The following is a 19,549-nucleotide window of genomic DNA, read 5'->3' as shown; positions in this document are numbered from 1 at the left end:
CCGGGCGTCACGGGTGCGCGAGCACCCGGTAGATTCCATCCGGATCGTCGCGGCCGGTGGCGACGGCGCGCGCGAGATCGGAGACGACGCGCCCCGCCACGGGCAGGCGGTAATGCAGCGCGTCCCAATAATTCGCGTCCCGGGTCGTCAGCGGCGAGATCCGGCGAAAATCCACCACGACCGCGCCCCGGCGCTTCCCGATCGCCGCGGCGCGCGCCTTGCAGGCTTCCTCGCGACGGCCCGCCGCCGATCCCGGTGAACCCTGCGCCCCCGCATGCACCGGCATGAAGGCCACGATCTTCAGGGCCTCGGCGGGCACGCGACCGAGGAGATCGTCCAGGCGGTCGAGGGCCGGCATCGGCAGCTCGGGGGCGTCCGCCGCCGCCGAGTCCACGCGGCCTGCGCGGATATGGGCCTGGGCGCGTGCGAGGTCGTAGCGCGCCTCGGGCGGCGTGAAGACCGCGTAGCCGTCTCCGCGAATCCGCGCCCGCGTCAGCCCGAGATCGGCGAGTCCGGCCCGGACGGCCGTCGTGACCGAGCGCAGGCTGACCTGACGCAGGACATCGCCGGGCACGCGGTCCGCGTAGAGCCAGTCGGGAAAGGCATGGGCGGTCCGGGCCGGCGGATCGGCGGCGCACCATGGGGCATCGAGGCCGAACAGGACCGCGCGGATCGGCCGGCGGGCCAGGAACAGCGCGGCGAGTCGACCCTGCTCGTCGGGCGTCGCGGCATTCACCGCCAGATTGGCGAACCGGACACCGAAGGCCGCGTCGAGAGCCTGCGGGTCGAGCAGTCGCGCCGTCGAGGTGCCGAAGACCGCCGCGTCGAACGGCCCCCCGCGGGCGATCTGCGGATAGGAGAGCCGCTGATTGGCATCCATGATCGGTCCCGGCGGATGCCCGGGCGCGGCCCGCAGTCCGTAGGGATCGACCGCGGCCACGAAGCCGATCAGCGCCAAGCCCATGAGGGTGGCGCAGACGAGGAAGCTGCGCGCGAAGCCGACCCATCCAGCGGGTCGCCGGCCGGCTCGATGGTGAGAGGACGGATCCATCGGGCGGCTACATACGCCGTTCGACGGGCCCCGTCGCGGGCATCGCGTGCCCGGCCGCACCGTGGAGGCGGCGGTCGCGCCGACCTGACCCATCCCGCCGGTCGACCGTTCGATACGGGCGGATCGACAAAGCGCGTGAACCGATCGGCCGCCGCCCGTATAGACGGACGAAGGCGTTGCCCGGCACGAGTGGGCGGCGTGGGGAGGCGGCATGACGTTCACGGCACACAACATCCGCCTCGCGGACGGGTCCGAGACCTTGCCCGAGGCGGGCTGGCTGATCGGCGACAGCCCCTGGACCCAGGCGGCCCTGCGCTCGCTCCGGCTGTTCTACGGGCACAGGCTGGCCGGCCGGTCGATCGTCGATCTGGGCTGCCTCGAGGGCGGCTACACGCTCGAATTCGCCCGCGCCGGGATGCGCGCCACCGGTGTCGAGGTGCGCCGCTCCAACTTCGAGAACTGCCTGCGGGTCAAGGAGGGGACGGGCGTCCCCGACCTCGCCTTCGTCAACGACGACGTGTGGAATCTGGCGGCCCACGGCCCCTTCGATGCCGCCTTCTGCTGCGGACTGCTCTACCACCTCGACAGGCCGGCCGCCTTCATCCGCCTCATGGCCGAATGCGTCCGCGACGTGGTCATCCTGCACACGCATTTCGCGACCGAGACCAACGAGGCCCTGTTCCAGCTCTCTCCGCCCGCCGAGAACGAAGGTCTGCCGGGTCGCTGGATGCACGAGCACGATCTCGACGACACGAGCCAGCTCGAGGCGCACAAATGGACCTCGTGGAGCAACAAGCGCTCCTTCTGGCCCACCAAGCCGGCCCTGATCCAGCTTCTCAAGGAGTGCGGCTTCGACATGGTCTACGAGCAGTACGACATGCTGGGACACGACATCCGCGGCTCGATGGAGAGCGGCTACTACCACCAGCAGGGCCGGAGCATGTTCGTGGCCATGCGGACCTGAGCGGCTGCGGGGCGGACATAAATTTAGAATTCACCATCTCCAAAGACTTGCACTGGTCGGCTCAGTACGCATGTGACCGGCAATGTCCGCTTAATTCCTGCGGCGGATAAATGGCGACATAGGCCTTATTTCGCAAAGTCCCGCCGCCATGTTCGCGACGAGCCTCGCCCTGTGGGTGATAGCCATCCTGCTTCTGCTCTCTTGGTTGCATCTGCAGGAGCGGCTCACCGAGCGGTGTCGCCGCGCGATCCGACCGCAGATCGAGCGCCTGATCATCGAGAACCGGTGGATGGAGCACCACGCGCGCGGAGCGGCAGCGTTCGAGGCGCTCTGGGACCGGGAACTCGTCAGGCTGCACCGCGCCCATCTCTCGCGCCCGCTCCGCGCCGTCGTCCGGTTCCGCGGCTTCAGGCGCCTGGTCAGCGCGGAATTCGCGTCGATCCTGCCGGCCGAGGTCGCGTCCTGGACCTTCCTCGACCGCGTGAGCGCCTCGCAGGCGCATTACGAGGCGCTGATGCTGCGGTGCCTGAAGGCGGCCGGCTGGCGCCTGGATTACCAGGATCAGGACCACTTCGTGCTCCTCCGGGCCCGAACGCGCGTCGTCGTTTGCCTGCATTGGGCGGACCGCGACGTCGCGTGTCTCCCGATCTCCGACGTCGCGGCGGCGGCGGAGCGCGCCGGGTCGACCACGGCGTGCGTGATGACGAATGGTCGGTTCAGCGGCGCGGCGCGCGCCATGGCGGAGGAGCAGAACGTCCTGGCGCTGCACTGCTCGCAGATCGACCTGCTGCTGCCCCGGGACAAGTCGACGGTCGCGCCCCGCACGGCCCGCGGAATCGGTTTCCGGCTCGCCGCCTGACCGCGCCCGGACCCCGCGTCGTGCGATGAGGGCCCATGAGAACGACGACATCCCGCACGGCCGCGCGCCGGGTCCATTCCTCGACGCACCTCCCTCTGTCCCGCCGATGAACTGACCGGCGCGCACGCTTTCGTCAGGGACAGGCGCGATGCTCCTCTACGCATCGAGCGCCCCGGGCCTCGCCCGCCGGTCCGCCGATGCGGGCATCGTCTTCCGCGATCGGACTAACGCTCGCTTCACCATCACGGGCGGAGGCTGAGGCCGAATCGTGGTTCGAGCCGTTGAGGCGCATGGATCAGTCCGCAGCCCTCAGAACGGACCACCCCGCGACCGAACAGGACGCTCTCGCCGAGTTGCCGGCGGGCGATTTCGTCAGGCGATGGCGGCAGATCACCGGCGAGCCGCCGGCCATTCTCCTGAGCTCACGGTCCGAGATGATCGCGCTGCTCGTGGAGAGCGTGCCCATGGCGCCCCTGATCCCGCAGGGCGAGAGCCCCGGCACGGCGGGGTCCGGGGAGACTCCGTCCCAGGATCACGGCTCGGACGGGCCAGACGGGGCGGCCTCAGGATCCTCCGCGCGCAGTGATCAGCGGGGTGCGAGACAGGGACCGGCCTGATGCGGAGCCGGGATGGCGCGACGGCTTCGGTCCGGTCGAGGTGGCCGCATTCGCGAGAGTCTGGGAATACGCGGACGCTGACCAGCGAAGTCACGCGTCATGCGTCAACGAGGTCCCTTGCGAAGGGTGACCGTCCGTTCTCGCTGAACTTAAGATCGCGGGAATTTTGGTCGGAGTGGCAGGATTTGAACCTGCGACCCCCACGTCCCGAACGTGGTGCGCTACCAGACTGCGCTACACTCCGAAGGCCGTCCCGCGTGTCCGCCAGGGCCGGCGAGCGGGTGTATAGCCGCGCCTTTCCCGCACCGCAAGCGCGCTGTTGCGCCTTTTCAGCCCAGATGATCGGGCCAGTCGTCCGGGAGACGGTGGCAGGTGATCTCCGCCTCCGCGGATCGGGACGCCACCGTGGCGACGTGATCGCGCCCGCAATCGACCTCGGCGAAGCTCCAAGGACCGTCCAGGTTCCAGGACGCGTCGCCGTCGGCCCGGAGAAGGCGCGGCGCTTCGGGCGGAACGCTGACGCTGAACCGGTCGAGGGGCAGCGACAGGCCGCTGCCCAAAGCCTTCACCACCGCCTCCTTGCGGGTCCACAGTCCGAAGAAGCGCCGCTCGACCGCGCTTCGCGGGGCTCCGGCCAGGGCCGTCACCTCGTCGGCGGCGAAATGGGCCGCCGCGATCCGCAGCGCGTCCGCGATCGGCCGCACGGCCTCGACATCGACGCCGATCGCCGCGCCGCGGGTGAGCCCGATCAGCGCGCGCGCCCCGGAATGGGAGAGGTTTAATTCGGCGGCGCCCCGTGCCGGGCCCGCGAGCTCCGGCTTGCCGCCGGCTCCGGCGGCGAACTCGACGTCGGCCGGCGCGAGACCGAGCGCGTCGCCGAGGACCAGCCGCAGCGCGGCGTGGCTGGCGCGGAACCGCGCCCGATCCGCCGGGCGCAGGAAACGGTCAGCCCGCGCGCGCTCCGCGGCGTCGAGGACGGCATCGCACCGGTCGACCTGGCTCGAAGTCAGGGCGAGGTCGACGATCCAGACCTGCACCGCGCTCACGCGACACCTCGCGAGGCGGGAGCTGGGGCGCTAGCGTCGGGAGAGCGAAACGGCACGGGCGACGATCCGATGGGGCAGGAATGAGCAGCATCGGATCGCGGCCCGTCTCCTGCAAGAAGCGCCGCGCGCGGTGACGCGGTCCAGCGCGGATCTCCGCGTCGGCCTCCTGGGTAGACCGAGCCTCGGCCAGCGGTCCGTCCGCTACGGCGTCTTCTTCGCCACCTACCTCTACCAGGGCCTCGTCGCGGGTTTCTCGCTGACGGCGCTCGCCAACCACCTCGCGGCTAGGGGCGTCCCGGCAACCGAGGTCGGGCTGCACTTCGCCCTGGCCGGCCTGCCCTGGACGCTGCAGCCGCTGCTGTGGGGGCCCTGGGTGGACCGGGCCGGGGACACGCGGATGGGACGGCGCCGGCCCTTCGCGGTCGCCGCGCTGGTCGGATGCCACGCGACGCTGGCGCTGCTCCTCGTCGCCGGGGGCGACGCCGTCGGCGCGCTCGGTCCGGTCTTCCTCGTCCACAGCCTGTTCGCCTCGCTCCTCGATACCGCCTGCGACCGGATGATCATGGACCACGTCCCCACCCGGGAACTCGGCCGGGTCAGCGCCTGCACCCGCGCGGGCTTCGTGGCCGGAACGAGCCTCAGCGCCGCCGTCTTCGGATGGACGCTCGCGAATTGGGGTTTCGCCGCGAGCGCCCTCTGGCTGCTCGTCGCCGCGATCGTCGCGAGCCTGCCGATGCTGCTGGTCCGCGAGGCGCCCGCCGATCCGCTCTGGTCGCTCGAGCGCCGGGGACCGGCGCCGCGGCGCCTGCCGTTCCGCCGCTTCCTGCGCCGCACCGTGATCGCCCTGCGCCGCCCGCGCGCCCTGCGGCTGCTCGCTCTGTGCTTCGGCCTCGACGCGGCGCTCGGCCTGTTCGAGCTGCCCTTCTCGATCGACCTCCTCCAGCGTCAGGGCTGGGAGGCCGCGAGCCTGTCGCGTCTCCAGGCTTTCCTGACCCTGGTGAGCGGCACGGCCGGTGCGGTCGCGGTGGGACTCTGGTCGGACCGCGCGGGCGCGGCGTCGCCGCTTCGCGCCCTGCTGCTGGGCAGTGCCCTCACCTTCGTGCTGGCCGGGATCCTGATCGGCGCCGGCCTCGTCGGGGCCGCGGCGCCGGCGATCCTGGCGCTCACCAGCGTGCTGCCCGGCCTGCTGATCGTCGCCCTGATGCCGGCCCTGCTCGCGGCGAGCCGGGGCCGCCCGGGCGCGGCCACGCAGTTCGAGGTCTACATGGCGGCCATGAACCTCGGCTCGGTCGCCGGGACGGCGGTCGCGGGCTGGCTGGCCCCGGTCCTGCCTCTGCAAGCAATCGCCGCCCTCGTCGCCGCGACGTTCTTCGCGGCCTTCCGGATGGCGGGGCGCGGCGATCTGCTCGGTGCCCGCCGGTGAGGGAATCGGGGATCGCGCGCCGTGGCCGGCTCCCCGCCGGCCGCCGATGCGTTAGAACCCCGGCATGGCCGCCACGAAATCCGAACCGCTCGATCTCGACCTCAGCGCCGAGGAAGCGCGCGCCGAGTACGCGCGGCTGTCGGACGCGCTCCTGGAGGCCGACCGCCTCTACTACCAGGAGGACGCGCCCGAGATATCGGACGCCGAGTACGACCGGCTGCGCCGCCGCCTGGAGGACATCGAGGCCCGCTTCCCCGATCTCGCCGGCACGGGCGCCGCCAGCACGTCGGTCGGCGCCAAGCCCTCGGAGAAGTTCGCCAAGGTGCGGCACGCCGTGCCGATGCTCTCGCTGGGCAACGCCTTCGACGACGCGGAGGTGGCCGAGTTCGTCGCGCGCGTGCGCCGCTTCCTCGGCTGGCCGGACGACGCCCCCCTCGCCTTCACGGCAGAGCCGAAGATCGACGGCCTGTCCCTGTCCCTGCGCTACGTGAACGGCCGGCTCGACACCGCCGCCACCCGCGGCGACGGCGAGGTGGGCGAGAACGTCACGGCCAACGCCCGCACGGTGCAGGACATCCCGGCGGTGCTCGCGGGGACCGGCTGGCCGGAGATCTGCGAGGTGCGCGGGGAGGTCTACCTGTCCCACGCCGACTTCGCCGCCATCAACGCCCGGCAGGAGGCGGCCGGCAAGCCGCTCTTCGCCAACCCGCGCAACGCCGCCGCCGGCAGCCTGCGCCAGCTCGATCCCGCGATCACCGCGTCCCGGCCGCTGCGATTCTTCGCCTATGCCTGGGGCGAGCTGTCGGCGCCGATCGCCGACACGCAGACCGGCGTGCTGGAGCACTTCGCGGCCTGGGGCCTGCCGGTGAACCCGCGGACCCAGACCTTCACCGACACGGAAGCGATGCTCGCCCATTACCGCGGCATCGAGGCCGACCGCGCCGGGCTCGGCTACGACATCGACGGCGTCGTCTACAAGGTCGACGACCTCGGGCTCCAGAAGCGGCTGGGCTTCGTCTCGCGCTCGCCCCGCTGGGCGCTCGCCCACAAATTCGCCGCCCAGGAAGCCACGACGGTGGTCGAGGACATCGTCATCAATGTCGGCCGCACCGGCTCGCTGAACCCGCTCGCCAAGCTCCGTCCCGTGACCGTCGGCGGCGTCGTCGTGTCGAACGCCACCCTGCACAACGAGGGCTACGTGAAGGGCGTCGGCGCCGACGGCGAGCCGATCCGCGACGGCCGCGACATCCGCGTCGGCGACACGGTCACGGTGGTCCGGGCGGGCGACGTCATCCCGAAGGTCATGGATGTCGACCTGACGAAGCGCCCGGCCGACTCGCGGCCCTACGCCTTCCCGGAGACCTGCCCGGCCTGCGGCAGCCGCGCCGTCCGCGCCATCAACCCCCGCACCGGCCGGCCCGACGCGGTGCGCCGCTGCACCGGCGGGCTGATCTGCCCGGCGCAGGGCGTTGAGCGGATGAAGCACTTCGTGTCGCGCAACGGCTTCGACATCGAGGGCTTCGGCGAGACCTATATCGAGGTCCTGTTCGAGGCCGGGCTCGTGCGCCAGCCCGCCGACCTGTTCCGCCTCGACTTCGAGGAACTCAAGGCCGCAATCGTGGCGCGGCGCGAAGCGCTGTCGGCCGAGCGGCGCGCGGACTCGGGGACGAGCGAGCCGCCGAAGAAGGCCGCCAAGAAGAAGGGCGACGAGGACGACAAGGCGATCCGGAACCTGCTCGCTGCTGTCGAGGCGCGGCGCGCCGTGCCGATGAACCGCCTGCTCTTCGCCCTCGGCATCCCGCAGATCGGCGAGGCGACCGCCAAGGCGCTGGCGAAGCGCTTCGCCGACATGCCGACGCTGATCGCGGCGATCCGCGAGGCCGCGGCGGCGCAGCCCGGTCCCGACTGGGTCGAGCTCACCGCAGTGCCGCGCGTCGGGGGCACGACCCGGGACCGGCTCCTCGATCTCGGCTTCCCGGAGGACGACGCGGCTCCGGCCAAGGAGCGGGCGCGCCTGAGCGCCGTGCAGCGCGAGAACCTCCTCGCCCATTACGGCGACGTCGACGCGGTGCGCGCGGCGATCGCGCGGGCTGCGGCGCAGCGTCCCGGCGACGCCTACCGGGTCTTCGCCGACGACGGCGAGATCGGCCCGGTGGCGACCGACGCGCTGCTCCTGTTCTTCGCCGAGCCGCACAATGCCGACGCCGTCGCGGCCCTGCTCGACGCGGTGGCGGTGCAGCCGATGGAGCGGGCCGCCGCGGCCTCAGCGTTCGCGGGAAAGACCGTGGTCTTCACCGGCACCCTGGAGAAGATGACCCGCAACGAGGCCAAGGCGGTGGCCGAGCGCCTGGGCGCGAAGGTCTCGGGCTCGGTCTCGGCCAAGACCGACCTGGTGGTGGCCGGCCCCGGTGCGGGCTCGAAACTGAAGGACGCGCAGAAGCACGGCGTCCGGGTCGTCTCGGAGGACGACTGGCTGGCGATGGTGGCGCAGGGTTGATGCCCGAGTCCGGGCGGCCTAGACCTCTCGGGGAACACCCCGAGAACTTCCACCCGGCATGGTTGAACCGCGATGACGGTCCTGGCCCTCGACTTCGAGACGGCCAACGAGCGGCGTGACAGCGCCTGCGCGGTGGGTCTGGCCTGGATCGCCGACGGCCGCGTCGTGCGCCGCGCGAGCCACCTGATCCGGCCGCCCGAGATGCGCTTCGCACCGGGCAACATCCGCGTCCACGGAATCCTGCCGGCCGACGTCGCCGACAAGCCCGACTTCGCCGCCGTCATGGCGCCCTATCTCGGCGATCTCGGGCGGGGGCTGATCCTGGCGCACAACGCGAGCTTCGATATCGGAGTCCTGCGCGCCGGGCTGACGCGGGCCGGCCTGCCGGTCCCCGATCTCGCCTATCTCTGCACGGTCCAGGTGGCACGCCGGGTCTTCCCGGCGCCGGAGGGCTGCGGGCTCGGCAAGGTCGCGCGGCGCCTCGGCATCCGCTTCGAGCACCACGACGCCGGCGAGGACGCCTTCGCCTGCGCGGAGATCGCGCTCGCCGCGATGCGCGAGCGGGCGGTCGCGGACGTGCACGCCCTCGCGGCCGCGCTCGGCCTCCCGGTCACGCGGGCGGTCGGCGGCCCAGCCGTGCCGCGCCGCATGCCGGGTGCGATCAGCGCCCGGGCCGTGGCAAGCTTCCCCGACACGCCGGCGGCCCTGCGGTTCGCCATGCGCGGCTCAACCGGCAACCGCTACCACGTCAGCCTGGAGGAACGGCCGGGGGGCCCGGAGCTGCGCTGCACCTGCACGGCCGGCCGCTACGGCATGCGCTGCCGCCACGTGAAGGCGCTGGAGGTCGGCGACATCACCGACCTGCTCTCGGACAATGCCGGCGACGTCGTGCTCCTCGCCCGCATGCTCGGCGCGAAGACCCGGGTCGCGGGCGCGGCCTGACCGGGCTCAGGCCGCGTCGAGGCAGGCGCGGAAGGCCGCGACGGCGCGGTCGATGTCGGCCGCCGCGATGTGCCGGTGCGTGACGAGCCGCAGCCGCCGCGGGCCGAGCGGGCGCGTGCGGATGCCGGCCGCGTCGAGATCCGCGACCCAGCGCGCGCTGTCCCGCCCGGTCCGAGAGAGGTCGACCTGCACGATGTTGGTCTGCGGCAGGTTCGCCGCGAGGCGCGGCACGGCGTTCAGCCCGGCGCTCAGCTGCCGGGCCCGGTCGTGGTCCTCGACGAGGCGCGCGCCCATGACGGTGATCGCCTCCAGGCCGGCGGCGGCCACGATCCCGACCTGCCGCTGCGTTCCGCCGATCATCTTCCGCAGGCGCCGTGCCGCCGCGATCACCGGTCCGTCGCCGGCGAGCACGGCGCCGACCGGGGCGCTGAGGCCCTTCGAGAGGCACAGAGACACAGTATCGACATGGGCCGCGAGGTCCGCCGACGCGACCCCGAGATGGGTGGCGGCATTGAACAGGCGGGCCCCGTCGAGATGGACCTTTATGCCGCGCGCGCGGGCGATTTCCGCCACCGCGGCCATATGGTCCGGCGGCAGCACGGTGCCGCCGGCGGCGTTGTGCGAGGTCTCCAGCGCGATCATGGCCGTCGACAGCGGGCTCGCGCCCGGCCGGAGGGCGTCCTCGAGCCGGTCGAGATCCATGGCACCGTCGGTCCCGGCGATCCCGTCCAGGAACGCCCCGGTCAGGGTGGCGGCGCCGCGCTCGGTGTGGAGCATGTGGGCCTGGGCCTCGAGCAGGACCTGCTCGCTGCGCTGAACCTGGGCCAGGATCGCCAGCAGATTGCCCATCGTGCAACTCGGCACGAACAGGGCCGCCGCCTTGCCGAGCATCGCGGCGGCGGTCTCCTCCAGCGCGCGGGCGGTCGGGTCAGCGTCGAGCCCGTCGTCGCCCAGCGGCGCCGACCGCATCCGGGCGTACATCGCCTCGGTCGGCCGCGTGACGGTGTCGCTCCGCAGGTCGACCGCGGACGGCGCGTCCGTGGCTTCGCCGTGATCGTCTCGCATGTCGGTCTCGCCGCCCTACCGGTAGGCCGCCTCGTCACCGGAATCGGTGGGGTTGGCCAGGGCCCGCTTGAGCACGTCGCTCATCGGCAACTCCAAGTTGATACCTTTCGGCGGGATCGGCTGCTCGAAATACTTGCCGTAGAGGCGCGCCACGGTCCCGTCCTGGATCAGCTCGACCACCGCCTTGTCGACCGCAGCCTTGAAGGCCGCGTCGTCCTTCGGCTCCAGGATCCCGTAGGGCGCGAATTCCAGGCCCTTGGTGCCGATCTTGTAATCCGCCGGCCGCTTGGCCCCCGCAACCGTGGCGTGGGCCAGGGCGTCGTCGTTGATGGCGCCCGCCGCGCGGCCGGTCTCCACGAGCAGGAACACCTCGGCGGTGTCCTTGGCCGGCATCACCTGGATGTCGAGCTTGTCGCGGACGTTGATCCGGGTGGCGACGCGCTGGGTCTCGCCGCCGGCCTGCGCCGAGATGGCCTTGCCGCGGAACGAGGCGATGTCGTCGACATCCACCGGCGTGTCCTTCTTGGCCACCAGCACCACCTGCGCCACGAAGGTGGTCGGCGCGAACGAGACCAGCTTGTGCCGCTCGGGCAGGTTGCTGGCGGTGCCGCATTCCAGGTCGATCGTGCCGTTGTTGATCAGCGGGATCCGGGTCGCCGACATCACCGGCACGTGGCGCACCTCGAGCCTGGGCAGGCCGAGCGCGGCCTTGAGCTTCTGCGCGACGTGTTCGCATATCTCCAGCGAATAGCCGACCGGCTTGGCGTTCTGGTCGAGGAAGCCGAAGGGCGGCGACGCGTCCGGGAAGCCGAGGCTGATCTGTCCGGTCGCGCGGATCTTGTCGAGGCGCCCCTCGGCGACCGACGGCGCGGCGAGGCCGGCCCAGCACAGAGTGGCCAACAGAAGCGGCAGCGTCCTCGACACGATCCGAACCCCCTCGCTATGTCTGAACTGGCGCAGCGCCCGGCCGCCCCGACGGGGAGTCGGCCCGAAGCTTTGCCGACTGATCCTAGGAGCGGCCGCGCGCGTGCGTCCAATGCCGATTCACCTGCCGAGCATACGGATCTGATATGGCCGAGCGGCGCATGACCTTCCGGCACATCGAGGCCTTCCGGGCCGTGGTGGCCACCGGGTCCATGACCGAGGCGAGCCGCCGGCTCCACACCTCGCAGCCACAGGTCAGCCGCCTGATCGCGCAGCTGGAGGCGATCACCGGCCTGCCCCTGTTCGACCGGAGCGGGAGCCGGGTCGTGCCCTCCCTCGACGGGACGCGGTTCCACGCGGAGGTCGAGCGCGCCTTCGTGGGCCTCACGAGCCTGGAATCGGCGGCCGCGCGCATCCGCGCCTTCGGGGCGGAGCGGCTGCGGGTGGCCGCGATGCCCCGACTGGCGGGCGGGCTCCTCGCGCGCGCGGTCGTGCGCTTCCGCGCCGCGCATCCGGACGTGATCGTGGCGATCCATTCCGGCGACGACGAGACCGTGAACCACTGGCTCGCCACCGGCTCCTGCGACGCCGCGCTGACGATGCTGTACGGCGACGCCCCGGAGGCGCGCGCCGAGCATGTCGAGACGCGCGCCTGCGTCGCCGTCCTGCCGCGGGACCACGCCCTCGCCGCGCGGGAATCGCTCGCGCCCGCGGATTTTCAGGGCGTGCCCTTCGTCGCCGCGTCGCTCGGGAGCGCCCTGCGCGACCGGACCGAGGCCGTCTTCGAGGCCGCCGGCATCGGCCTGACCATCACCGCCGAGGCCGGCCTCGGCGCCTCGATCTGCACCCTCGTCTCGGCCGGGCTCGGGGTCAGCGTCATGAACCCGCTGGCCGCCCACGAGGAGGCGAAGGTCTCGCCGATCGCGATCCGTCCCTTCGCCCCCGCGCTCCCGGTGCACTTCGCGCTGCTGTTCCCCCCGGACCACGCCCGGGGGCGGCTGATGCGGGCCTTCGGCGCCTGCGCGCGGACGGTCCTGCTGGAGGAGCTCGCCCAGCTGCCGGACGCCGCGGGCGGGCGTCCGGCCGACGTCGCTCAGGCGGCGCGCTTCTCGGCGCCGGCGTAGAAGGTGCCCCCGCGCTCGGCCATCGCGGCCAGGTTGTCGGGCACGTGGAAACGGGGCCCGTGCTTGGCCTCGAGCGCCCGCGCGAGGTCGACGAAGGCCGCCGCGCCCATGAAGTCGATGTACGACAGGGTCCCGCCGGTGAACGGCGCGAAGCCGAAACCGAGGATCGAGCCGACATCGGCCTCGCGCGGATCGGTGACCACGCCCTCGCCGACCGTGCGGGCGGCCTCCAGCGCCTGGACCACCAGGAGCCGCTGCTTCAGCTCGGTGAAGTCGACGGCGTCGGGGTCGAGGCGGTTCGGCTGCAGGTCCTTCAGGCCGGGCCAGAGGCGCTTCGGCGCGCCCTCGGGATAGTCGTAGAAGCCCTTGCGGTTCTTGCGGCCGAGCCGGCCCTGGTTCTCGACCATCTCGGCGAGGACCGCCTTCTGCGCCGGGTCGACGGCGCCCTGCCCGACCTGCGCCTCGGTGGCCTTGGCGATCTTGAGCACGAGGTCGAGGGCGACCTCGTCGTTGAGCGACAGCGGCCCGACCGGCATGCCCGCCTGGCGGCCGGCGCTCTCGATCATCGCCGGCGGCACGCCCTCGAAGAGCATCTTGTGGCCTTCGAGGATGTAGGCGCCGACGCAGCGGTTGGCGAAGAAGCCGCGGGCGTCGTTGACGACGATCGGGGTCTTCTTGATCAGCCGCACGTAGTCGAGAGCGGTGGCGAGCGCCGCGTCCCCGGTCGCCTCGCCCTTGATGATCTCGACGAGCATCATCTTCTCCACGGGCGAGAAGAAGTGGATGCCGACGAACTGCGCGGGCCGCTGCGACGCCTTGGCCAGGCCGGTGATCGGCAGGGTCGAGGTGTTGGACGCGAAGATCGCGTCGGGGCGGATCACCGCCTCGACCTTCTGGATCACCTCGGCCTTCACCCGCGGATCCTCGAAGACGGCCTCGATCACGAGGTCGCACTCCGCGAGGGCGCCGTAATCCGCCGTGGCCTGGATCCGGCCGAGCAGCGCCTCCCGGTCGGCGGTCTTGGCGCGGCCCTTGTTGATCTGGCCGGTGATGAGCGTGTGGGCGTAGGCCTTGCCCTTCTCGGCCGCCTCGACCGACTGGTCGACCAGCACCACCTCGATCCCGGCCTGGGCGGTGACGTAGGCGACGCCCGCGCCCATGAAGCCGGCGCCGATCACGCCGACCTTGCGCAGGTTCGTGGCCGGCACGTCCTTCGGGCGGCGCGCACCCTTGTTCAGCTCGCCCATGGAGATGAACAGCGTGCGGATCATCGCCGCCGCCTCGGTCGAGCGCAGGATATGCGCGAAGTACCGGCTCTCGACCCGCAGGGCGAGGTCCATCGGCAGCTGAAGGCCCTCGTAGACGGAGGCCAGGATCGCCTTGGCAGCCGGGTAGTTGTCGTGGGTCTCGCGCCGGTAGATGGCGTTGGCCGGCGGCCAGATCATCATGCCGGCGGGCGAGTAAACCTTGCCGGACGGCGCTTTGAACTTCGGCACATCCCAGGGCGCCACAGCCGAGCCGCCCTCGCGGATCCAGGCCTTGGCGCGCTCCACGATCTCGGCCTGCGGCGCCACCGCGTGGATCAGCCCCATGCCCTTGGCCATGGGCGCGCGGATCTGCTCGCCCTTGAACAGCATCTGCAGGGCGTCGCCGGTCTGCATCAGGCGGGCGACCCGCTGCGTGCCGCCGCCGCCCGGGAACAGGCCGACCTTGATCTCCGGCAGGCCGACCCGGGTCTTCCCGTCGTCGGAGGCGACGCGGTGATGGCACGACAGCGCCAGCTCGAAGGCGCCGCCCAGGCACAGGCCCTGAATCGCCGCCGCGAAGGGCTTGCCGCAGGTCTCCAGCCGCCGGAACAGCAGCGACAGGCGTCGGGAGGCCTCGAAGAAGTGGCGCATCGCCACTTCCTCGCCCTGCTCGGCCTTCAGCTGCTCGTAGGCCCGGCCCAGGCCCTGGAGCATGGTGAGATCGGCGCCGCCGGAGAAATTGTCCTTGCCGGTGGCGATGACGCAGCCCTTGATCGCCGGGTCGGACGCGACCTGCTCGATAATCTGCTCGAGCTGGTCCATCACACCTTCGGTGATCACGTTCATCGAGCGGCCGGGCATGTCCCAGGTCGCCAGAGCGACGCCGTCGGGATCGGTCTCGAAGCGGAAATCGGTCAGCGTCACGGTGCCGTCCTCCCTGGGTTCCGCCGACGATCCGCCGGCGCACTTGCATTAAGGTTGTGTTGAGCGCGTCCGGCCATTGTCTGCCGGCCGGGGTCACTCACCGAAAGCCGCACATGACGAAGGATTCCGGCTGCCGCGCCTGTCGCGCCGGCACCAAGCTTGACTTCGACTTCACGATGGCGTTCCAGCCGATCCTCGACCTCGCGGACGGCAGCGTCTGGGCCTACGAGGCGCTGGTGCGCGGCCCGAAGGGTGAGCCGGCCTACACGATCCTCGACCGGGTGACCGACGAGACCCGCTACCAGTTCGACCAGGCCGCCCGCGTCAAGGCGATCGAGCTCGCCGGCACGCTGTTTCCCCGCGACAGCGCCACGCGGCTGTCGATCAACTTCATGCCCAACGCGGTCTACGAGCCGAATGCCTGCATCCGCGCCTCGCTCGAGGCGGCGCGGCGCATCGACTTCGCACACCGGCGGATCATGTTCGAGTTCACCGAGCAGGAGCGCTTCCGAGACATCGATCACGTCAAGGGCATCGTCGCCGCCTACCGGAAGCAGGGGTTCCTGACGGCGCTCGACGATTTCGGCGCCGGCTTCGCGGGCCTGAGCCTGCTCGCCAATTTCCGCCCCGACCTGATCAAGATCGACATGGACGTGCTGCGCGGCCTCGACAGCGACGCCGGGCGCTACGCCATCGTCTCGGGCGTGGTCGCAATCGCCCGAGCCCTCGACGTGGCGGTGCTCGCCGAGGGCGTGGAGACCGCGGCGGAGCTCGACGCCCTGCGCAGCATCGGGATCACGCTCGTCCAGGGCTACCACTTCGCCAAGCCCCTCCTGGAGGGGCTGCCCCCGGTCGCGGGCTTCACCCCCATGGTGGCCGCGCGCGCGGCCTGACGCCGGACCGACGCGCGCGGCGCTCATCGCCTACTTCGGCGCCGGGGCCGGAGCCGCGGCCGGCGGAACCGTCGGCACCGGCGGGGCGCCGGGCTTCGGTCCGTTGTCGGTCGCCGCGGCCACCGCCAGCATGTTGAGCAGCTTGGTGACGGAGTTCTGCGAGATCGCCGTGACCGACGAGTTGGGGTCGGCGTTCATCGTCTGGAACTTGAGGTAGGTCGGGTCCGAGTAGATCTCGTCGAGGTGCTTGAGCTCGGCGAGGCTGAATTTCTCGGCGTAGTCCTTCGAGAGCCCCTGGACCATGAGGGTCCGCTGCTTCTCGAACTCGTCCAGCAGCTCCTTGCGCACGGCCTCGGCGCGGGCCTCCGGCATCGGCGCGACGGTCTTCTCCAGGGCGACGTTGAACCCGGTCTGGAGGTTCTTGATCAGGGTCTTGTTGACGAGGTTGGTGGCCGCGGCCACGCGGTCCGCCGCGTCATCGGCGCGGGCGGCCACCGGCAGGCTCAGGGTGACGCCCAGACAGAGCGTCGCAATCAGGCGGTTCAAGGGCTTGTCTCCCGTTGTTTTATCGTCCGGACCGCGAAAGGGCCGAGCGTCGCCCGCGCCTCTAGCAGCGTTCCCGGACTTTGGGGAGCGGCGCGGCGCCGCTCCCGGGCGCGCGGGGATTCACACCCGCTCGATGATGGTCGCGGTGCCCATGCCGGCGCCGATACACAGAGTGACCAGCGCGCGCTCCTTCCCGGTCCGCTCCAGCTCGTCGAGCGCGGTTCCGAGGATCATCGCGCCGGTGGCGCCGAGCGGGTGGCCGAGGGCGATGGCCCCGCCATTCACGTTGACCGCCTCCGGGTCTAGGTCAAAGGCCTGGCAGAAGCGCAGGACCACGGCCGCGAAGGCCTCGTTGACCTCGAACAGGTCGATGTCCGACAGGCTCAGGCCCGACTTCGCCAGGACCTTGCGGGTGACGTCCACCGGCCCGGTGAGCATCAGGGCCGGGTCGGACCCGATATTGGCGAAGGCGCGGATCCGGCCGCGCGGGCGCAGGCCCGCAGCCTCGCCGGCAGCGCGGGAACCGATCAGCACGGCGGCGGCGCCGTCGACGATGCCGGAGGAGTTGCCGGCGTGATGGACGTGCTCCACGCTCTCCACGTCCGGATGCGCGTCCGTCGCGACGGCGTCGAAGCCGCCCATCTGGCCCATCTGCACGAACGACGCCTTCAGCGCGGCGAGCGACTGCATGTCGGTGCCTGGACGCATGTGCTCGTCGCGGTCGAGCAGCGTGATGCCGTTCACGTCGCGGACCGGAACCACCGAGCGGTCGAACAGCCCCTCACCCCAGGATTTCGCCGCGCGCTCCTGAGAGCGGACCGCGTAGGCGTCGCAATCGTCCCGCGTGAAGCCGTACTTGGTGGCGATCAGGTCGGCCGAGACGCCCTGCGGCATGAAGTAGGACTTGATGGCGATCGCCGGGTCGACCGGCCAGGCGCCGCCCGAGGCGCCGATGCCGATGCGACTCATCGATTCGACGCCGCCGCCCACCGCCATCTCGTGCTGGCCGCTCATGACCTGCGCGGCGGCGAAGTTCACCGCGTCGAGGCCGGAGGCGCAGAAGCGGTTGATCTGCACGCCCGGCACGTGCGCGCCGTAATCCGCCACGAGGGCGGCGGCGCGGGCGATGTCGCCCCCCGCCTCGCCCACCGGATCGACGCAGCCCAGCACCACGTCGTCGACGAGGCCGGTATCGAGTCCGTTGCGGTCCTTGAGGGCGCGGAGCGCCGTCTCGGCAAGCCGCAGGGCGGTGACTTCGTGGAGGGAGCCGTCCGCCTTGCCGCGCCCGCGCGGCGTGCGAACGTGGTCGTAGATGAAGGCGTCCGTCATCAGCACTCCCCCGGGGCGTCGATCTTCGCCGGTCGGCGACGCGGCCTTACAGGGCCGTCTCGGTTCGCGCCAGTCTGCCACGGCGCGCGCGCCCTCGGCCAGCCCCGATAGCGGGGAGCCGGCGAAGGGCGCGTGACAGCGGGGGTGGTTTGGTCGTGCTCGTCCGGGCTCGGCCAGATCAGCCGGGTGCCCGGCCGTCCCCGCGCCCGCCCGGATCGAACCTGCTCCTGAAAGAGCAAACTCAGCCCGGATGCGATGCGGGAAATCTCGCGCGTTCGACTAGTCCTGAAGCATCCGCTTCAGCAGCTCGACCTCGTCGCCGAGCACCGAATCTTCGCCGATCTGCTTCTCGATCTTGCGTACGGCGTGCAGCACCGTGGTGTGGTCGCGGCCTCCGAAGCGGCGGCCGATCTCCGGCAGCGAGCGCAGCGTCAGGACCTTCGACAGGTACATGGCGATCTGGCGCGGCTTCACCACCGCGGCGGTGCGCCGTTCCGACAGGATGTCGGACCGCGAGACGTTGTAGCGCGAGGCGACCAGCTTCTGGATGTCCTCGATCTTGATCCGCTTCGGCTCGCGGTTCTTCACGAGGTCGCGGATCGCGCTCTCGGCCGTCTCCATCGTCACGGCGGTGCCGGTGAGCGTGGCGTGGGCCAGCAGGCGGTTGACCGCGCCCTCGAGGTCGCGGCCGTTGGCGGTGATCGCGCGGGCCACGTAGGCCGCCACCTGCGGCGAGACGTCGAAGCCCGGATGCGCGGCCCGCACGGCGGCGAGGCGTGCCGACAGGATCGAGACGCGCAAAGCCTCGTCGAGGGCCGTGATCTCGACCACGAGGCCACCGCCGAGCCGCGAGCGCACCCGCTCGTCCAGGGCCTCGAGCTCGGTCGGGGGCCGGTCGGAGGCGACGACGACCTGACGGCCGGCATCGATGAGCGCGTTGATCGTGTGGCCGAACTCGGCCTGGATCGACTTGCCCTGGATGAACTGGACGTCGTCGAGGATCAGAAGGTCGATTCCGCGAAGCCGCTCCTTGTAGGCGAGCGCCGACTGCGTCTTCAGGGCGTTGACGAAACCGTACATGAAGCGGTCGGCGGTCAGGTAGATCACCCGGCGGCCGGCCTCGCGGGCGGCGTGGCCGATCCCGTGCAGCAGGTGTGTCTTGCCCAGCCCGACGCCCGCGTGGAGGTAGAGCGGGTTGTAGAGCGCGCCCTCCCCCTGATGGTTGGCGACCCGCTCGGCGGCGGCGTGCGCCAGCGCGTTCGAGCGCCCGATCACGAAGCTCGCGAAGGTCAGCCGCGCGTCGAGCGGCGTGCCGCTCAGGTCACCGCCGGCCTCGGCGCCGCGCGCCTCGGGCGTCGGCGCGACCGCGGCGACCGGCATCGGCGCGCTGGTCGCGTGGAGGCGGGCGAGCGGGCCGCTGACCGGGCCTGCCTTCGCGGCTCCGACGGCGACCGGACGGACCGGCGCCCCGGTCCCGCGCACGCCGACCTCGATCCGCGCGATCTCCTCGACCTCGGCCTTGAAGGTGTTGAGGACGCGGTCGAGGTAGTGCGACTCGATCCAGCTCTTGAGGAAGCGGGTCGGGACCGTCAGGCGGGCCGTTCCGCCGGCCACGGCCTCCAGCTCCAGCCGGGCGAACCAGCTGGCGAACACGTCCTCGCCGAGTTCGGCCCGCAGCCGGCGCTTCACCCGGGCCCAGGCAGACCCGTAATCCGTGTTGCCGCCGCCGTTGCGGCCCCCGTCGTCGTCGCTCGCCACCGTTCCGTCGACACGCATCACTGGCTCTCCCGACGCTGCCCACGGAATCCCGCAGGCGGCGCGTACGCACGAATTACGCCCTCAGCGTCCCGCAAGAACGGGCGGGACAGAGTCCTCTGGACGGAGTCAACCCCACCGCGAGGAACTTTTGCCGATTGGGAGAGCCTATCAACAATTACCTACGGTTCCTTTAACAGTGGGACTTGTGGGGACGGCGCCGATTCCCATTCGCAAGTGTTCCGGCGGGAGCTGAACACGGCGGCTAGAGTCTTGGCGAATCAGATCGATTCGCTGGAGTCCCGAAATCGTCGTGTTTTGCTTGTCCGCTGTCAGTTTCTGT

At 71.5% G+C, this 19,549-nt stretch carries 15 protein-coding genes and 1 tRNA gene; 7 read left to right on the top strand and 9 right to left on the bottom strand.

The genetic code is table 11. The features are described 5' to 3' along the window. Positions 1-7 precede the first annotated feature (7 nt). On the bottom strand, positions 8-964 hold the full coding sequence (locus H288_RS0104485; protein ID WP_103984746.1) for a hypothetical protein: 957 nt from the start codon (positions 962-964) through the stop codon (positions 8-10). A gap of 298 nt (positions 965-1,262) precedes the next feature. Here H288_RS0104485 and H288_RS0104480 point away from each other — a divergent pair, with 298 nt between their 5' ends. Then, positions 1,263-2,015, top strand: a complete 753-nt coding sequence (locus H288_RS0104480; protein WP_020091396.1) for a methyltransferase domain-containing protein — start codon at positions 1,263-1,265, stop codon at positions 2,013-2,015. Positions 2,016-2,163: 148 nt separating this feature from the next. Then, the gene (locus H288_RS0104475; protein ID WP_020091395.1) at positions 2,164-2,874 is read left to right on the top strand and encodes a restriction endonuclease; all 711 of its coding nucleotides are present in this window, start codon (positions 2,164-2,166) and stop codon (positions 2,872-2,874) included. Positions 2,875-3,658: 784 nt separating this feature from the next. On the opposite strand, the gene H288_RS0104465 is transcribed toward H288_RS0104475, so the two are convergent. Both H288_RS0104465 and H288_RS0104460 read right to left on the bottom strand, forming a co-directional pair. Continuing rightward, positions 3,659-3,735: transfer RNA gene (locus H288_RS0104465), tRNA-Pro, on the bottom strand. Between the two features lie 85 nt (positions 3,736-3,820). After that, entirely contained in the window at positions 3,821-4,537 is a 717-nt protein-coding gene (locus H288_RS0104460; RefSeq protein ID WP_020091393.1) for a 4'-phosphopantetheinyl transferase superfamily protein, read from the bottom strand. Between the two features lie 130 nt (positions 4,538-4,667). Here H288_RS0104460 and H288_RS0104455 point away from each other — a divergent pair, with 130 nt between their 5' ends. The 3 genes from H288_RS0104455 (at position 4,668) to H288_RS0104445 (ending at position 9,399) form a co-directional block, all read left to right on the top strand. Further along, a complete protein-coding gene (locus H288_RS0104455) occupies positions 4,668-5,960 on the top strand; it encodes an MFS transporter (RefSeq protein ID WP_020091392.1) in 1,293 nt (430 codons plus the stop codon). 64 nt (positions 5,961-6,024) lie between these two features. Continuing rightward, positions 6,025-8,457, top strand: a complete 2,433-nt coding sequence (gene ligA, locus H288_RS0104450) for an NAD-dependent DNA ligase LigA (protein WP_020091391.1) — start codon at positions 6,025-6,027, stop codon at positions 8,455-8,457. 72 nt (positions 8,458-8,529) lie between these two features. After that, positions 8,530-9,399 (top strand): 3'-5' exonuclease, encoded by an 870-nt coding sequence (locus tag H288_RS0104445; RefSeq protein ID WP_020091390.1) that lies wholly within the window; start codon positions 8,530-8,532, stop codon positions 9,397-9,399. 6 nt (positions 9,400-9,405) lie between these two features. On the opposite strand, the gene H288_RS0104440 is transcribed toward H288_RS0104445, so the two are convergent. Together H288_RS0104440 and H288_RS0104435 are read right to left on the bottom strand one after the other, a co-directional pair. Further along, positions 9,406-10,464 (bottom strand): GntG family PLP-dependent aldolase, encoded by a 1,059-nt coding sequence (locus tag H288_RS0104440; RefSeq protein WP_020091389.1) that lies wholly within the window; start codon positions 10,462-10,464, stop codon positions 9,406-9,408. Positions 10,465-10,479: 15 nt separating this feature from the next. After that, positions 10,480-11,364, bottom strand: coding sequence for an amino acid ABC transporter substrate-binding protein (locus H288_RS0104435; protein ID WP_020091388.1), 885 nt, complete (start codon positions 11,362-11,364; stop codon positions 10,480-10,482). A 185-nt stretch (positions 11,365-11,549) separates the two neighbouring features. Here H288_RS0104435 and H288_RS0104430 point away from each other — a divergent pair, with 185 nt between their 5' ends. Then, positions 11,550-12,512 carry a LysR substrate-binding domain-containing protein gene (locus H288_RS0104430; RefSeq protein WP_234081146.1) on the top strand — a complete coding sequence of 321 codons (963 nt, stop codon included), beginning with the start codon at positions 11,550-11,552 and terminating at the stop codon, positions 12,510-12,512. On the opposite strand, the gene H288_RS0104425 is transcribed toward H288_RS0104430, so the two are convergent. Continuing rightward, positions 12,482-14,683 carry a 3-hydroxyacyl-CoA dehydrogenase NAD-binding domain-containing protein gene (locus tag H288_RS0104425; protein WP_020091386.1) on the bottom strand — a complete coding sequence of 734 codons (2,202 nt, stop codon included), beginning with the start codon at positions 14,681-14,683 and terminating at the stop codon, positions 12,482-12,484. The two genes, H288_RS0104430 and H288_RS0104425, sit on opposite strands and share 31 nt — an antisense overlap. 113 nt (positions 14,684-14,796) lie before the next feature. Here H288_RS0104425 and H288_RS0104420 point away from each other — a divergent pair, with 113 nt between their 5' ends. After that, complete coding sequence (locus tag H288_RS0104420) at positions 14,797-15,576, top strand: EAL domain-containing protein (protein WP_020091385.1); 780 nt, start codon at positions 14,797-14,799, stop codon at positions 15,574-15,576. 30 nt (positions 15,577-15,606) lie between these two features. On the opposite strand, the gene H288_RS0104415 is transcribed toward H288_RS0104420, so the two are convergent. From H288_RS0104415 to dnaA, 3 genes are all read right to left on the bottom strand, one after another. Then, a complete protein-coding gene (locus H288_RS0104415) occupies positions 15,607-16,122 on the bottom strand; it encodes a hypothetical protein (protein ID WP_020091384.1) in 516 nt (171 codons plus the stop codon). 120 nt (positions 16,123-16,242) lie between these two features. Next, positions 16,243-17,451: an acetyl-CoA C-acetyltransferase gene (locus H288_RS0104410; RefSeq protein ID WP_026604659.1), complete on the bottom strand. Its 1,209-nt coding sequence runs from the start codon at positions 17,449-17,451 to the stop codon at positions 16,243-16,245. Positions 17,452-17,730: 279 nt separating this feature from the next. Then, complete coding sequence (dnaA, locus tag H288_RS0104405) at positions 17,731-19,227, bottom strand: chromosomal replication initiator protein DnaA (protein WP_020091382.1); 1,497 nt, start codon at positions 19,225-19,227, stop codon at positions 17,731-17,733. Positions 19,228-19,549 lie beyond the last annotated feature (322 nt).

Source organism: Methylobacterium sp. 285MFTsu5.1 (genome assembly GCF_000383455.1).
GTDB lineage: Bacteria > Pseudomonadota > Alphaproteobacteria > Rhizobiales > Beijerinckiaceae > Methylobacterium.
The sequence above is the reverse complement of the archived record's forward strand: the minus strand, read 5'-3'. Positions and strand labels throughout refer to the sequence as shown.

Bases quoted from the DNA above. Each gene is read 5' to 3' on its own strand.
- H288_RS0104485 (WP_103984746.1), bottom strand. From the start codon at position 964: ATGGGCTTGGCGCTGATCGGCTTCGTGGCCGCGGTCGATCCCTACGGA.
- H288_RS0104480 (WP_020091396.1), top strand. From the start codon at position 1,263: ATGACGTTCACGGCACACAACATCCGCCTCGCGGACGGGTCCGAGACC.
- H288_RS0104475 (WP_020091395.1), top strand. From the start codon at position 2,164: ATGTTCGCGACGAGCCTCGCCCTGTGGGTGATAGCCATCCTGCTTCTG.
- ligA (WP_020091391.1), top strand. From the start codon at position 6,025: ATGGCCGCCACGAAATCCGAACCGCTCGATCTCGACCTCAGCGCCGAG.
- H288_RS0104445 (WP_020091390.1), top strand. From the start codon at position 8,530: ATGACGGTCCTGGCCCTCGACTTCGAGACGGCCAACGAGCGGCGTGAC.
- H288_RS0104440 (WP_020091389.1), bottom strand. From the start codon at position 10,464: ATGCGAGACGATCACGGCGAAGCCACGGACGCGCCGTCCGCGGTCGAC.
- H288_RS0104430 (WP_234081146.1), top strand. From the start codon at position 11,550: ATGACCTTCCGGCACATCGAGGCCTTCCGGGCCGTGGTGGCCACCGGG.
- H288_RS0104420 (WP_020091385.1), top strand. From the start codon at position 14,797: ATGACGAAGGATTCCGGCTGCCGCGCCTGTCGCGCCGGCACCAAGCTT.
- H288_RS0104410 (WP_026604659.1), bottom strand. From the start codon at position 17,451: ATGACGGACGCCTTCATCTACGACCACGTTCGCACGCCGCGCGGGCGC.
- dnaA (WP_020091382.1), bottom strand. From the start codon at position 19,227: ATGCGTGTCGACGGAACGGTGGCGAGCGACGACGACGGGGGCCGCAAC.